Source organism: Streptomyces sp. Q6 (assembly GCF_036967205.1).
Taxonomy (GTDB): domain Bacteria; phylum Actinomycetota; class Actinomycetes; order Streptomycetales; family Streptomycetaceae; genus Streptomyces; species Streptomyces citrinus.
This window is the reverse complement of record NZ_CP146022.1, coordinates 233,113-247,124: the sequence shown is the minus strand read 5'-3', so window position 1 is coordinate 247,124 and position 14,012 is coordinate 233,113. Positions and strand designations below refer to the sequence as shown.

Below are 14,012 nucleotides of genomic sequence, written 5' to 3'. Positions count from 1 at the left end.
AAATGCCCTACCTGGAGCGTCAATTGACTGTGGTCGCGCTCCGGCCGCACGGGCAGAGTGATGCCCGGCGGAGGCATCTGCCCCGCCGAAGCGCCTGATGCCCGCCCAGACTGTTCCATCACCTCTTTGAACAGTGGCGCGATCCGTATCGATGCCACGCATGCCGGCCGGCATGCGCATGGGGTGCCGCTCTTGCGCACACCTGACTCTCGGACCTGACTCTTGGATGGGAAAGCAATGAAGAAGACTCTGACGGTACTCGCGGCCGGAGTGCCGCTGGTCGCGGCAGCGGTGTATCTGCCGACCGCCTCGGCGGAGGAGACCCGGAACACGGCTACCGCCACCGCCTGCGCGGCGCCGTCCGTGAAGGCCCCGGCCGGCACCGAGGTGGAGTCCGTGACCGCGGTCCGCCAGGACGGCGGCACCATCCACGGCACCGGCATCCTCGGCGGCGACGTCTCCGGCGTCCCGGCGTTCTGCCAGGTGACGGTCACGCTCACCCACCCGGGCGAGGCGGACCACGCCAAGGTGCAGACCTGGCTTCCCTCAGTGAACTGGAACGGCCGGTTCCAGGCGATCGGCGGCAGCGCCTTCAGCGCCGGGGACAACGGTGTAGGCCTCGGCGCCGCGGTCAAGAACGGCTACGCGGTGACCACCACCGACGCCGGCGTCGGTGACGTACTGGACACCAGCTGGGTCCTCGACGGCAAGGGCCACGTCAACGCCACACTGTTGAAGAACTTCGCCTCCCGGTCCCAGCACGAGGCCGCGGCCGTCGGCAAGGCGGTCGTGAACGGCGTGTACGGCGAGCGCGCCGCCTACTCCTACTTCACCGGCTGCTCGACCGGCGGACGCCAGGGATACATGGAGGCCCAGGCGTACCCCGACGACTACGACGGCATCCTTGCGGACGCTCCCGCCATCAACTGGGACGAGTACGAGGTCGCCACGCTGTGGCCGCAGGTGGTCCTGAACGACGAGAAGACCTATCCGACCGACTGTGAACTGGACGCGTTCACGGACGCCGCCGTCAAGGCCTGCGACACGCTCGACGGCGTCCGTGACGGCCTGGTCAACGACGCCTCCCGCTGTGACTTCGACCCGCGCCGGCTGATCGGCACCAAGGTCGACTGCAAGGGCGAGGAACTGACCATCACGGCGGCCGACGCGGCCGTGGTCCGCAAGATCTGGGACGGCCCGCGCACCACCTCGGGCCGGAAGCTGTGGGCCGGCGTCCCGATCGGGGCCGACCTGAAGGGTCTGGCGCACTCCGCGCCGGACGCCGACGGGACCGTCAAGGGCCAGCCCTTCCCGGTTCCCGCGCTGTGGGTCCAGCTCTTCCTGAAGAAGGACCCGAACTTCGACCTTTCGAAGATCACCTACAGCGAGTTCACGCAGCTGTTCAAGCAGTCCCAGGCCGAGTACGACAAGGTCATCGGCACCGACGACCCGGACCTGACGGCCTTCCGCAAGTCCGGCGGCAAGCTGATCACCTGGCAGGGCGACACCGACGAGTACATCCCCGCCCAAGGCACCGTTCGCTACCACCAGCAGGTCGAGCGCGCGATGGGCGGCTCCCAGCGCGTCGACGACTTCTACCGGCTCTTCCTCGCCCCGAACACCAGCCACTGCGGCCTCAACGGCCAGGACGGTTCCACCGACGGCCTCGCCGCGCTGACCGCCTGGGTCGAACACGGCAAGGCACCCAGGACCCTCCCCGCCACGCTGATCAACACCAAGGGAGAGACGGTCTCCCACGACCTGTGCGCCTACCCCGCGGTGTCGCACTACAAGGGCCAGGGCGACCCGGCCCTGGCCGCCAGCTTCCGCTGTGTCTTTCCGTCCTCGCCGCGCTGAACTCTCCCCGCACTGATTCCTCCCCGCACCGACCGGGTGGGCGACGACCCACTGACCCGAGAAGGACCGAACCGACATGAGCACCCAGACAGCGGCCACGACCGTGTCCGCGACCACGCAAGCGGCCACGGACGAACGTTCCTCGCTGCTGAAGCTGTACGTGAGCCGCGGCATCCTCGCCGTGGTGTGGGCCCTGGTCTTCGCCGGAGCCCATGAAGACGTCGACGCGCCGGCCATCGCGCTGCTGGTCGCCTACCCGCTGATCGACGTGGTGTCCTCGCTGCTCGACCACCGCGCCACTCCCCGCGGTTCCGAGCGCCGGGTGACCGCGTTCAACGGGGTGCTCAGCGCGCTGGCCGCCGTGGCGATCGGCATCGCGGGCGTCGGCGGCGAGGCGCCGGTGCTCCATGTGTTCGGCGCCTGGGCCGTGGTCTCCGGTCTGGCCCAGATCGTCGTCGGACTGCGGCGGCGCGGCCCCGAGTTCGGCGGGCAGTGGCCGACGCTGATCTCGGGCGGGCTGTCCTTCCTCGTCGGCATCACCTACAACATCCAGGCCGCGGGCGACCACCCGTCGCTCGACGTGCTCTCGGTGTACGCCATCGGCGGCGGGGTGTGGTTCATCCTCCAGGCCCTGCTCCTGGGACGGAGGTCCCGCCGGCTGCGAGCGCGGACCGCCTGACGGCCGTACCCCTCCCGAAACGCTCCGGCCCGCGCCGTCCAAGCGCGGGCCGGAGCGTTGTGCGTCGGGGTGCCGGCTTGTGCAGGACTCGGCTCGTGAGTCATGACCCGTACGAAGACGAAGTCCTCCACGGCGCCGGACGTCAGCCTGGACTGCCCGCCCAACAGGCTTGACCGGCCGGGGTGTTGCTGCGCGCTTGCATGCGGGTGCCGGGGTACGGCCTTCGGTCGAGGACCTGGGTACGTGTCGGATCCGCCGCACGAGCGGCCGGTCCACCCCCACACGGACATGCCGCAGGGCACGCGCATCGCGCGTGCCCCTGCGGCGACGGAACGTGCGGGGACGTCAGTTGTCGCTGTTGAAGATGGTCAGTACGCGCAGCACCTCGAGGTAGATCCACACCAGCGTCGTGGTGATACCGAAGGCCGCGAGCCACGCCTCCTCGCGCGGGGCGCCGAAGGCGACCGCGTCCTCGACCTGCCGGAAATCCATGGCGAGGAAGGCCGCGCCGAGCAGAACGCCGACGACACCGAAGGCGATGCCGAGACCGCCGCTCCGGAAGCCCAGGCCCTCACCCGCGCCGAAGAGAGCGAAGAGGGAGTCGGCGACGAGCAGGAGCAGGAAGCCGGTCGCGGCGGCCGTCACGAACCCGGCGAACCGCCGGTCGACCCGTATCCAGCGCCGCCGGTACGCGAGGAGCACACCGGCGGAGACGGCGAAGGTCCCCAGCACCGCCTGACCGACCACGCCCGGTGAGAGATACGTCGACACCGTGCTGGAGAGCACCCCGAGGAACACGCCCTCGAACGCCGCGTATCCGAGGATCAGAGCCGGGGACGGCGTCCGTTTGAACACCTGGACCATCGACAGGCCGAAAGCGATGAACGCCGCGCCCACGGCGAGCCCGTACGACATGCCGAGGTCTGCCTCGTCGACCGGCAGCAACAGCCAGGACAGTACGGCCGTGAGGGTCACGGTGCCCAGCGTCATTCCGGTGCGCACGACGACGTCGTCCATGGTGACGGCGTTCGAGCGCAGGGGAGCGGCGGAGGGGAGGCCGACGCCGTGCGCGTAGGGATCGCTCAGGTGGTCGTCCACCCGAGCGCCCCCGCCATAGGTCCCCACCGGCTGCTTCCTGTGGCTGTCGGCCCGGCCCGCGCCGTCGGTCGCGCCCCAGTGGGAAAAGATCGGGTTGCTGGACTTCATGTTTGTCGTTCTCCTCGTCCGCCGCGTGTGTACGGCTCGCGGCAAGTGGTGAGTACTGGTAGCGAGTGAGTCACCACTTTAACAGGTGACGTTGGGAAGGTGGCAGGTCGGTCGGAGTGGTTTTGCGTCGACGGGAGTTGACGTTGTGTCGCCCATCGCTCGCCGCGCATGCGGGTGCAGTCAAACGACTGATTCGGTGGCCCGTCGGCAACTTCGAGAATGCAGGCGCGGGCGACTCTCCGAAAGGGGAGGCGCCTGTCAAGTAACCATCTTGACGGGTGATGTTAGATCGTGTGACGCTGAAGTCACCGTTCAGACTGGTTATGTCTTAAAGCAACTAAGTCCTCAGTGAGGGAATGTCATGACTGTTGTCCGCTTTCAGCTCCGCTCCCAGCTCGACCCCAAGGGCGTCCTGGGGGTGCTGACCGATTTCGGCCCCTCCCGCGCGGAGGCGTGGCCGACCATCGACGCCGACCACTTCGAGGTCCACGACGTGGGTGACACCTGGGCCGAAGTCACCGAGGGGACCGCCGCGGCCTGGGAGCGGGCGCGCTACGAGTGGGAGCCGGCCGGTGACAAGGTCACCATCACCACGCTGGACTCCAAGCTCTTCGGGGCCGGTGGCGGCTGGGTGTTCACGATGACCCCGGAGGGTGCCGGTACCCGCGTCGACGTCGAACTGACGCGTCGACCCGCCACGTTCAAGGGCAAGGTGCTCGCCTCGCTGCTGCCGCTGGTCGCCCCGAAGTCCCTGCGCAAGTCGTTCTCGGGGCCGTTGCGGGCCGAGTGAACCAGCCGTCCGCCCCCCTGCCAGTGCGCCCCGCCGAACCGGCCTCCGCACAGAACAAGCATCCACGCAGAGCCGGCATCCACACGGAAGCGGGCTCGATCCAGAAGGAACTGAGGAATCGTCATGAGTAAGACCTGGCTGATCACCGGAAGCTCCCGCGGACTCGGCCGCGCCATCGCCGAGGCCGTCCTGGAGACGGGTGACAACGTGGTCGCCACCGCGCGCCGCACCGAGACCCTGAACGACCTCGCCGAGCAGTACGGGGACCGGGCCCGCCTGATCACTCTGGACGTGACCGACGCCGAGGCGGCGCAGCGAGCTGTGCGGGCCGCCGTGGACGCCTTCGGCAGCCTGGACGTGGTCGTCAACAACGCCGGCTACGCCGACATGGCCGCCATCGAGGACATGTCCGACCAGGCCTTCCGCGACCAGATCGAAGCGAACCTCTTCGGGGTCGTCAACGTGTCCCGGGCGGCCCTCCCCGTCCTGCGCGAGCAGGGCCACGGGCACATCGTGCAGGTCTCCTCCGTCGGCGGACGCGTCGGCGTCCCGGGCCTGGGTGCCTACCAGGCGGCCAAGTGGGCCGTCGGCGGCTTCTCCGAGGTCCTGGCCCAGGAAGTGGCACCCCTCGGCATCAAGGTCACCGTCCTCGAACCGGGCGGCATGCGCACCGAATGGGCGGGCTCCTCCATGGCCACCCCGCCGGTCAGCGCCCCCTACGAGGCCGTTGTCGGCGGCGCCGTCGGAAACATCCGCGGCGCACACGGCCGACAGCCCGGCGACCCTGCCCGTATCGCCCGGGTCCTGATCGACATCACCGAGGCCGAGCGGCCGCCGCTGCGCCTGCTCCTGGGCAAGGACGCCGTCGCCGCCGCCGCGACCGTGGCCGAGCGGATCGCCGCCCAGGACGCCGAGTGGCGTGCCGTCAGCGAATCCGTATGACACCCACAGCGCGGCGCCGCACACATGTCCGGCCCGCGCTGTCCGACGGAAGCGCCGGGCACGCCGTCCACGCCGGGCACGCCGGGAGCGACGGTAACGCCGGAAGCACCGGAAACACCGGGAACGACGGGACCCGAAAGACACCACCGGTACCCGACTCGCAGTCATTCGACGGATGTGTGCGCGATGTCGGCCCGACAAGACTGGGCAGGCGCTCGTCGAACCGGACGAGCCCCCGCGCCGCCGGCCCCCGCCCGCGTGCTTCTCCCGACGGGCCGGCCGCGCCCACGACTGACGAAAGGCCCTCCGCATGCCCACCTTCGCCGCACACGTCATCGCCTCGCTCAAGGCCTCCGGGGTCCGCCGTCTGTACGGCCTGCCCGGTGACTCGCTCAACGGGCTGACGGACGCCATCCGCCGGGACGACGCCGTCGACTGGGTTCACGTACGGCACGAGGAGAGCGCCGCCCTCGCGGCGGCGGCCGAGGCCGGGCTGACCGGAGAACTCGCCGTCTGCGTCGGCAGCTGCGGCCCCGGCAACCTGCACCTGATCAACGGGCTTTTCGACGCCCAGCGCAGCCGGGTACCGGTGCTCGCCATCGCCGCCCAGATCCCGGGCGCCGAGATAGGCACCGGCTACTTCCAGGAGACGCGCCCCCAGGAACTGTTCGCCGGGTGCAGCGTCTACGCGGAGACCGTCACCAGCCCCGAACAGGGGCCGCGCATCCTGGAAATGGCGATGCGGGCGGCCGTGGAGCGCAGGGGAGTGGCCGTCGTCGTGGTGCCCGGCGAGATCTTCCTCGGCAGGACCACCCGCGATCCGGCCCCCACCGTGGTGCGCCCGGCCCGTACCGTCGTCCGCCCGGACGACGCGTCCCTGCGCGAGGCCGCCGCACTCCTGAACGGCGCGCGGCGGGTGACGATCCTGGCGGGCGCCGGCGCGGCCGGAGCCCACGACGACCTGGTCCGGCTCGCCGAGACGCTCAAAGCGCCTGTCGTGCACGCCCTGCGCGGCAAGGAGTACGTCGAGTACGACAACCCGTAGGACGTCGGGATGACCGGCCTGCTCGGCTTCGCCTCCGGCTACAAGGCGATCGAGGAGGCCGACACCCTCCTGATGCTGGGCACCGACTTCCCCTACCGGCAGTTCTATCCGCAGGACGCGAAGGTCATCCAGCTCGACCTGCGCGGCGAGCAGATCGGCCGCCGGACCCACGTCGACCTGCCCCTGGTCGGCTCTGTCCGCGACACCCTGCCCGCACTGCTGCCGCTGCTGGCCGTCAAGAGCGAACGGCGACACCTGGACGACGCCCTCGCCCACTACGCCCGAACCCGCAGGTCGCTGGACTCCCTCGCGGTGAACGACCGCGAACGCACCCCGATCCACCCGCAGTTCGTGGCGCACACCATCGACCGGCTCGCCGACGCGAACGCCGTCTTCACCGTGGACGTCGGCTCCCCGGTGGTGTGGGCGGCCCGCTACCTCACGTTCAACGGACAGCGACGACTGATCGGCTCGTTCAACCACGGCACGATGGCCAACGCGCTGCCGCACGCCGTGGGCGCCCAGGCGGCACACCCCGGCCGCCAGGTCGTCTCGCTGTCGGGCGACGGCGGTCTCACGATGCTGCTCGGCGAACTGTTCACGCTGCGGCAGAACCGCCTGCCCGCCAAGATCGTGGTCTTCAACAACGGCTCCCTGAACTTCGTCGAACTGGAGATGAAGGCCGCCGGCATCGTCAACTACGCCACCGAGCTGGACAATCCGCAGCTCGCCGAGGTCGCCGCCGCGATCGGCCTGTGGTCGCGCCGCGTCGAGAAGCCCGGCGACCTGGAAGACGCGCTGAAGGGCGCCTTCGCCCATGACGGCCCGGCCCTGGTCGAAGTCATGACGGCACGTCAGGAACTGTCCGTGCCACCCGCGATCACGGTGGAGCAGGCCAAGGGCTTCACCCTCTACGCGATCCGCACCGTCCTGTCCGGCCGCGGCGAGGAACTGCTGGACCTCGTCACCACCAACGTGTCCCGCCGCATCCTGCGCTGACTCCGGCCGACGGAGCGCCGCGATCATTCCCCGTACCCCTACCCGTACCTCTGCCCGTACCCGTACTCGTACTCGTACTCGTACTCGTACTCGTACGAGGGTCCCTACCTCGCACACCCACCGCTACCAGGTAAGGAACGACACACCCATGACCACCACCCCGGATACAGGTGTGCGGGCGCACACCGACCATGAGGGAGGGGCCGCCCACGCGCCGATGACACACGCTCAGATCATGCGCGCTCTGTCGGGGCTGCTGCTCGGCCTGTTCTGCGCGATCCTCTCCTCGACCGTCGTCACCAACGCGCTGCCCCGGATCATCAGCGACCTCGGTGGCGGGCAGAGCGCCTACACCTGGGTCGTCACCGCATCGCTGCTGGCGGTCACCGCCTCGACCCCCTTGTGGGGCAAGCTCGCCGACCAGTTCAGCAAGAAGATCCTGGTCCAGTCGTCGCTGGTCATCTACGTCATCGGCTCCCTGGTGGCCGGGCTCGCGCAGAACCCCGCCACGCTGATCGGCGCCCGCGTCATCCAGGGGCTCGGTGGCGGCGGTCTCTCCGCGCTGGCACAGGTCGTGCTCGCCGCGATGATCTCCCCGCGGGAGCGCGGCCGTTACTCCGGATACCTGGGTGCCACCTTCGCCGTCGCCACCGTCGGCGGCCCGCTGCTCGGGGGCGTCATCACGGACACGTCCTGGCTCGGCTGGCGCTGGTGCCTGTTCGTCGGCGTCCCGTTCGCGGTCGTCGCCCTGGCCGTGCTCCAGCGGACGCTCGACCTGCCGGTGCTCAAGCGCCAGGTCAAGGTCGACTGGGCGGGCGCCTTCTTCGTCACCGCGGCCGTGTGCGTCCTGTTGGTCTGGGTCACCTTCGCCGACGACAGGTACGACTGGCTGTCGTGGCAGACGTACACGCTCGTCGGCGCGTCGATCGCTTTGACCCTGACGTTCCTGTTCGTCGAGACGAGGGCGAGCGAGCCGATCATTCCGTTGCGGCTGTTCCGCAACCCCACCATCGCGCTCGCCTCCGTGGCCTCCCTGTTCGTCGGCACCGTGCTCTTCGCGGGCACGGTCTTCTTCAGCCAGTACTTCCAGTTGGCGCGCGGCGAGTCGCCGACCATGTCCGGCGTCATGACGATCCCGTTCATCGCGGGCCTGTTCGTCTCCTCGACGGTCTCCGGACGCGTCATCACCCGCACCGGCAGGTGGAAGGGCTGGCTGCTGGCGGGCGGTGTCCTGCTGACGGCGGGGCTGGCCCTGCTCGGCATGCTCCGCCACGACACGCCGTACCTGTACACGGCGTTCTGCATGGCGTTGATGGGCCTCGGCGTCGGGATGACGCTCCAGAACCTCGTGCTGTGCACGCAGAACCAGGTGTCGTCGAGCGACCTCGGGGCCGCGTCCTCCACGGTGACCTTCTTCCGCTCCCTCGGTGGCGCGGTGGGTGTCTCGGTGCTCGGCTCGATCCTCAGCACCCGGATCGGTCACTACGCCCGCGAGACCCTCACCCGGCTCGGCCCGGAGGACCGGGCATCGGCGGCGCAAGCCTCCGGTGGAGGACGGCTCCCCGACCTTGCCGTGCTCCCCGCACCCGTCCGCACATGGCTGGAGGGCGCCTACGGCCACGCCATCGGCGACATCTTCATGTATGTCGCCCCGATCGCCCTGCTCGCCCTCCTTGTCACCCTGTTCATCAAGGAGGTTCCGCTGCGCGCGTCCAGCGGTCTGGCCCAGGCCGCGGAGGAGGCACCGGACCGTACGACCTGATCGACGACACCGACGGGCCGGCCGCCTTCCCGGGCACGGGCCCCACGTCCTCACACGAACCGCGACGCGGTTCGTGTGAGGACGTGGGGCCCGTGCTTTCGCCACGTCAGCGCGGGGGAGCGGCCTTGGGTGAGTGATACACAAACCGTAGGGCTCCCCCTATGGCCCACCCGCCGGACCGTTGGGCATGCTGAGAGCATGTGCATCAACATCGTCGTCGTCGACGACGACCCCGGGTTCCGCCGCATGGCCTCGACGCTGCTGGCGGCACGGGGCCTGCGGGTCGTGGCGGAATCCCGGGACGGCGCCTCGGCCCTGGCCGCGGTGCGGGCACACCGCCCCGACGGACTGCTGCTCGATCTCCACCTGCCGGACACGGACGGACTGACCGTCGCCCGTCAGGTCACCGAGTTGCACGACCCGCCGCGGATCGTGCTGACCTCCACCGACAAGTCCCTCTGGTCGCACGAGGAACTGGAGAAGGCGGGCATCAAGTCCTTCGTGGCCAAGGACAAACTGTTCGACGCGGACCTGCGCGCCCTGTTCACCGCCGCCCCGCCCGGCTGACGGCCCGGCGGCCGCCGCCCTTCGGCGATCGCGCGCGGCGACGTACTACTGCTCGAGGTAGCGCAGCACCGCCAGCACCCGGCGATGCTGTCCCGTGGCCGTCTGGCTGAGCCCCAGCTTCAGGAAGATGCCGGTCACATGCCGCTCGACGGCGGCGACGCTCACGAACTGCTTCTCGGAAATGCCCTTGTTCGAATGGCCCTCGGCCATCAGGGCGAGGACCTCCCGCTCCTTGGGAGTCAGGGCCGCCAGCGGGTCCTCGGGACGCTTGCGGCCCAACAGCGCCGCGATCACGTCCGGATCGAGGGCCGAGTCACGGGCCACGACCCGTTCGACGGCGTCGATGAGGATCTGCGGACTCGCTACCTTCTCCTTCAGGAGATAGCCGACACCACTCGGATCGTCCCCCACCAGATCGAGCGCGTACGACGCGTCGAGGTACTGGGAGAGGACGATGACGGCGGTCTCCGGTCGCGTCGCACGGATCTTCTGTCCGGCGCGCAGGCCGTCGTCCTCCAGGTCCGGCGGCATCCGGATGTCGGTGATCACCACGTCCGGCCGGTGCTTCTCGGCGGCGTCGATCAGGTCCGTCGCGTTGTCCACCGCCGCGACCACATCGATGCCGGCCCGGCGCAGAATGGATGCGATTCCTTCGCGCACGATCGGCTGGTCCTCGCCGAGCACCGCCCGCAGTGGTTGGCTCATGGCGGCATCCTAACGTGCGGCTGTGCCACATACATATGACGTACGTGTGATCTGGCGCGCTCAGAACATCGGGCGTCCACCAGCCCTATCCGGAGGTAACCGCTCCGCACTCCGGGCCTGATCGCGGTCGCCCCCGACGGAACCCAACTCGGCGACCAGAGCGACCCATTGCGCGCGATCGTCCCGGGAATCCGTAGCGCCGCAGACGCTCCTGTTCCGTCGGTGACACATATGCGGGGAGCAGCCCTCGCACGATGGTCGGTCGCGCGGTACCCGCCCCCGACCCGCCATGGGGCAGGCCCTACAACCGCACGGGGGAGGCCCCAGGAAGGGCGAGGGAGCACACGACAGACCCGGATCCGCGCCGCTTACAGACTGGACGCATGGAATCCGGGACGTCTCCCGGCCCACCGCGAGCCCTACTTCCGCACAGCCCTCGGACCGCACTTCGGATCGTACGAGCGCAGGAGCCGATCCACCGCGTCGGCAGCATCGAGAACGTGTCGCGGCACACCTCACACCAGTAGACGACGAACGGGCACAGGCCATGACACAGCTGCACATCCCGAGGGGCGAGATCCGCCGACTCGCGAGCCACTCCCGCCCGCGGACGGCCGCCGGACCGGGCGGCTCCCTGACCCGAACGACGATGCTCGCCGGCTCACTGGCGTCCGCGCTCGTGGGAGTCGCGATGATCGTCGTGCCCGTACGGACGGTGGCCGTGGCCGGAATGCTCCTCGGGGCGAACCTGGCCGTACAGGGAGTGCTCCAACTGCTCGCGGTGCGCGGCTCGGGAGCGTCACCGACGGTCCGTCGGCTGCTGTCGGCCGGGGGACTCGCAGTGCTTCTGCTGGGCGTGGCCCTCTTCCACGGCAGGGCGGACACGATGTTCCTGCTCGGCGTGTGGACCGGCTGCGGCTGGCTGCTGAGGGGGCTCACCATGGCCGTCTCCGTCACGTCGTCCTCGGTGAGCCATGTCTTCGTCCACGACGACCTGCTGAACGCGGTGATCGTCTCGGCGGGTCTGTTCATGACGGCCTTCCCGTTCGCGTCGCTGGGGCAACTGGCCCATGTCGGCGGCCTCGTACTCGTGGCCACCGCGGTGGTGGAGGCGTTCGCCGCCGCGCGCCGCCATCCCGGAACCCTCCGCGCCATCGACTGACGCGACAGGACCGCTGACACATCTCAACTCCCGATCCGAGGCCGGTCGACCGGCCCGACCTACCTTCCTGGAGGCAACCATGAAGAAGTGCCGGCTCTCCCTGCACATCACGCACTGGGTGTTCGCGGACGTCGCCCTGACGCGTACCTGCGAGCTGTCCTACGACGGCACCGACCCGCTCGCCATCACCATGACCTTCGACACCTGCCGCGAGCGGCCGGTCCGCTGGATCCTCTCCAGAGAACTGCTGGCCGAGGGACTCGTCGATCCCGTGGGCGAGGGCGACGTGCGGATCTGGCCGGTCCACGACCGGGACGGCGGACTCACCTCGTTCCGCGTCCGCCTCGGGAACACCCGCACCGCGCTCATGGAGTTCGACGCGGAGCCGGTCGTGAACTGGCTCGCCAGGACCTACCGGATGGTGCCGCGCGGTACCGAGCTGAACGGCGTCGACTGGGACGAACTGGTCCAGCCGGTCGATTGAGGAACGTCGATCGCGACGACGGAAGACCAAGGCAGCGCGAGGCAGAAGCAGGCAGAAGGCCTGGAGGAAGAGGGAAGAACACCATGCAAAGAGATCTGCGCCCCCTGCTCAGCGACTGGGAGTGGCAGCAGCGTGCGGCCTGCCGCGGAATGAACAGCGCCACCTTCTTCTCACCGCCCGGAGAGCGCGGCCGGGACCGCCGCGAGAGGGAAGAAGGCGCCCGGCGCGTCTGCGGACGCTGCCAGGTCGCCGACATCTGCGCCGGCACGGCACTGGCCCGTGGCGAGAACTACGGCGTGTGGGGAGGGCTGTCGGACGACGAGCGCCGCGCCGTCACACGTCAGGTACGCCGGTGACCCACCCGTAGCGGAAGGTCAGGCCGCGGGCACCGGTTCCGCCGGGATCTGGATCAGGATGGTGGTGCCGTCGCCGGGCGGTGAGTTGATGGCCAGCTTGCCGTCGAAGGCCGCCACCCGGTCCGCGAGCCCGGTCATCCCGCTGCCCGCGGTGTCCCTGCCCACACCCCCGACACCGTCGTCGGTGACCTCGATCCGCAACATGTCACCGAATTCGAGGGAGACGTCGATCCGGGACGCCTGCGCGTGTTTCACCGCGTTCGTCACGGCCTCGGCCACGACGAAGTACGCGTTCGATTCGACGGTGGAGGAGATCCGCCGCTCGTCCCTGCTTTCGACGACCACGGGCACGGGGCAGCGGGCCGCCAGGTCCTTCACGGCTGCCACCAGGCCTTTTACCGTCAGCACCAGCGGGTAGATGCCGGACGCCAGCTCGCGCAGCTCGTTGATCGCCGTCTGCGCGTTGTCGGCGGACTGGTCCAGGAGATCGATCGCGGCCGTCTCCGTGTCGGGGATCAGCTCCCGCGCCAGCCTGAGCCCGATCATCAGGCTGACCAGCCGCTGCTGCGCTCCGTCGTGCAGGTCCCGTGCGGTACGCCGGTGCACCGCCTCGGTGCTCTCCATGATGCGCCGCCGCGTGTCCTGCAACGACGCCGCCATCGTGTTGAACGAGGTGCCCAGCGCCCCGATCTCCGCCACCCTGCTCGGCGCGACCCGTACGCTGAGGTCACCGCCCGCGAGCTCCTGCGCCGCGGCCGCCGCCCCGCGCACCGGCCGTACGACGGCCCGGTGTTGCAGGACCGTGAAGACGGCCACGAGCGCGGTCGACGCCGCGAGGCCCACCGCCGCCGCGAGCACCGCCTGGTGGCTGTTGGCCCCGGCGGCATCCGTGAGCTCCGCGAGCTGCGCGCGCTCGTCCACCATGTACGCGCGGAAGTCGGCCCGCAGCGCGTCGACACGTTCCTTGCCGTCCGTGGCCACCTTCAGACCGGACGCGGCCGGGTCGCCCCGCCGGACCATCGCCACCACGGGGACCGAATAGTCGTTCAGGAACGATGAGACACCCCGGGCGATCCGCACAGCGGTACGCCGCTGTTCCGGGGAGGTGGCGCTGTCGGTGAACCGCAGGGACTCGGCCGCGAGAGCGTCCCGCGCCTCCTGCCACGGTTCGAGGAACTCCTCCCGCTCGGTGATCACGAAGCCGCGCTGCCCCGTCTCCAGATCGAGGAGCAGTTGCTGCATGCTGCCCGCCTCCACCAGCGCGGTCCGCGAGGCCCGCCTGGCCGAGATGGAACTGTTGGCGTCGGAGATCGCCCACAGCAGGACGGCGAAGGCGACACCTATGAGCAGGGCGAGCAGACCGCTGGCCGCGACCGTGAGGCGCGTCAGTCCCAGCCGCCGGCCGCCGTGTTCCTGTCGTGCGTGCATGCTCCGCCTACCGCTGGAAGGGATGAACAC

Annotated in this window: 12 protein-coding genes and 1 pseudogene; 10 read left to right on the top strand and 3 right to left on the bottom strand. The window is 69.8% G+C overall.

Annotated features, from left to right (window positions below; translation table 11 throughout):
* Nucleotides 1–237: 237 nt before the first annotated feature.
* On the top strand, nt 238–1,857 hold the full coding sequence (locus V2W30_RS01295; protein ID WP_338692884.1) for a tannase/feruloyl esterase family alpha/beta hydrolase: 1,620 nt from the start codon (nt 238–240) through the stop codon (nt 1,855–1,857).
* Between the two features lie 76 nt (nt 1,858–1,933).
* On the top strand, nt 1,934–2,536 hold the full coding sequence (locus V2W30_RS01290) for a DUF308 domain-containing protein (RefSeq protein ID WP_338692882.1): 603 nt from the start codon (nt 1,934–1,936) through the stop codon (nt 2,534–2,536).
* A gap of 345 nt (nt 2,537–2,881) precedes the next feature.
* Here the strand turns inward: V2W30_RS01290 and V2W30_RS01285 are convergent, their stop codons facing one another.
* Entirely contained in the window at nt 2,882–3,742 is an 861-nt protein-coding gene (locus V2W30_RS01285; RefSeq protein ID WP_338692881.1) for a Bax inhibitor-1/YccA family protein, read from the bottom strand.
* A 361-nt stretch (nt 3,743–4,103) separates the two neighbouring features.
* Between V2W30_RS01285 and V2W30_RS01280 the strand changes: the two genes are divergently transcribed.
* The 5 genes and pseudogenes from V2W30_RS01280 to V2W30_RS01260 all read left to right on the top strand — a co-directional run bounded on the left by V2W30_RS01280 (nt 4,104) and on the right by V2W30_RS01260 (nt 9,847).
* A complete protein-coding gene (locus V2W30_RS01280; RefSeq protein ID WP_338692880.1) occupies nt 4,104–4,532 on the top strand; it encodes a hypothetical protein in 429 nt (142 codons plus the stop codon).
* Between the two features lie 123 nt (nt 4,533–4,655).
* On the top strand, nt 4,656–5,474 hold the full coding sequence (locus V2W30_RS01275; RefSeq protein WP_338692878.1) for an SDR family NAD(P)-dependent oxidoreductase: 819 nt from the start codon (nt 4,656–4,658) through the stop codon (nt 5,472–5,474).
* A gap of 310 nt (nt 5,475–5,784) precedes the next feature.
* Nucleotides 5,785–7,518: pseudogene (poxB, locus tag V2W30_RS01270) on the top strand (ubiquinone-dependent pyruvate dehydrogenase).
* Nucleotides 7,519–7,666: 148 nt separating this feature from the next.
* On the top strand, nt 7,667–9,280 hold the full coding sequence (locus V2W30_RS01265; protein WP_425244463.1) for an MDR family MFS transporter: 1,614 nt from the start codon (nt 7,667–7,669) through the stop codon (nt 9,278–9,280).
* A gap of 198 nt (nt 9,281–9,478) precedes the next feature.
* Entirely contained in the window at nt 9,479–9,847 is a 369-nt protein-coding gene (locus V2W30_RS01260; protein ID WP_338692877.1) for a response regulator transcription factor, read from the top strand.
* Between the two features lie 45 nt (nt 9,848–9,892).
* Here V2W30_RS01260 and V2W30_RS01255 read toward each other — a convergent pair whose 3' ends face one another.
* Nucleotides 9,893–10,552, bottom strand: coding sequence for a response regulator transcription factor (locus V2W30_RS01255; protein WP_338692875.1), 660 nt, complete (start codon nt 10,550–10,552; stop codon nt 9,893–9,895).
* Nucleotides 10,553–11,099: 547 nt separating this feature from the next.
* On the opposite strand from V2W30_RS01255, the gene V2W30_RS01250 reads away from it, so the two are divergent.
* The 3 genes from V2W30_RS01250 (at nt 11,100) to V2W30_RS01240 (ending at nt 12,554) form a co-directional block, all read left to right on the top strand.
* Nucleotides 11,100–11,714: a hypothetical protein gene (locus V2W30_RS01250; protein ID WP_338692873.1), complete on the top strand. Its 615-nt coding sequence runs from the start codon at nt 11,100–11,102 to the stop codon at nt 11,712–11,714.
* A 79-nt stretch (nt 11,715–11,793) separates the two neighbouring features.
* Nucleotides 11,794–12,198, top strand: coding sequence for an SsgA family sporulation/cell division regulator (locus V2W30_RS01245; protein ID WP_338692871.1), 405 nt, complete (start codon nt 11,794–11,796; stop codon nt 12,196–12,198).
* Between the two features lie 83 nt (nt 12,199–12,281).
* Nucleotides 12,282–12,554: a WhiB family transcriptional regulator gene (locus V2W30_RS01240; RefSeq protein WP_338692869.1), complete on the top strand. Its 273-nt coding sequence runs from the start codon at nt 12,282–12,284 to the stop codon at nt 12,552–12,554.
* A gap of 18 nt (nt 12,555–12,572) precedes the next feature.
* On the opposite strand, the gene V2W30_RS01235 is transcribed toward V2W30_RS01240, so the two are convergent.
* Nucleotides 12,573–13,982 carry a CHASE3 domain-containing protein gene (locus tag V2W30_RS01235; RefSeq protein WP_338692867.1) on the bottom strand — a complete coding sequence of 470 codons (1,410 nt, stop codon included), beginning with the start codon at nt 13,980–13,982 and terminating at the stop codon, nt 12,573–12,575.
* Nucleotides 13,983–14,012 lie beyond the last annotated feature (30 nt).

Coding starts and splice junctions, on each gene's coding strand:
- V2W30_RS01295 (WP_338692884.1), top strand. CDS start 238: ATGAAGAAGACTCTGACGGTACTCGCGGCCGGAGTGCCGCTGGTCGCG.
- V2W30_RS01290 (WP_338692882.1), top strand. CDS start 1,934: ATGAGCACCCAGACAGCGGCCACGACCGTGTCCGCGACCACGCAAGCG.
- V2W30_RS01285 (WP_338692881.1), bottom strand. CDS start 3,742: ATGAAGTCCAGCAACCCGATCTTTTCCCACTGGGGCGCGACCGACGGC.
- V2W30_RS01280 (WP_338692880.1), top strand. CDS start 4,104: ATGACTGTTGTCCGCTTTCAGCTCCGCTCCCAGCTCGACCCCAAGGGC.
- V2W30_RS01275 (WP_338692878.1), top strand. CDS start 4,656: ATGAGTAAGACCTGGCTGATCACCGGAAGCTCCCGCGGACTCGGCCGC.
- V2W30_RS01265 (WP_425244463.1), top strand. CDS start 7,667: ATGACCACCACCCCGGATACAGGTGTGCGGGCGCACACCGACCATGAG.
- V2W30_RS01260 (WP_338692877.1), top strand. CDS start 9,479: ATGTGCATCAACATCGTCGTCGTCGACGACGACCCCGGGTTCCGCCGC.
- V2W30_RS01255 (WP_338692875.1), bottom strand. CDS start 10,552: ATGAGCCAACCACTGCGGGCGGTGCTCGGCGAGGACCAGCCGATCGTG.
- V2W30_RS01250 (WP_338692873.1), top strand. CDS start 11,100: ATGACACAGCTGCACATCCCGAGGGGCGAGATCCGCCGACTCGCGAGC.
- V2W30_RS01245 (WP_338692871.1), top strand. CDS start 11,794: ATGAAGAAGTGCCGGCTCTCCCTGCACATCACGCACTGGGTGTTCGCG.
- V2W30_RS01240 (WP_338692869.1), top strand. CDS start 12,282: ATGCAAAGAGATCTGCGCCCCCTGCTCAGCGACTGGGAGTGGCAGCAG.
- V2W30_RS01235 (WP_338692867.1), bottom strand. CDS start 13,982: ATGCACGCACGACAGGAACACGGCGGCCGGCGGCTGGGACTGACGCGC.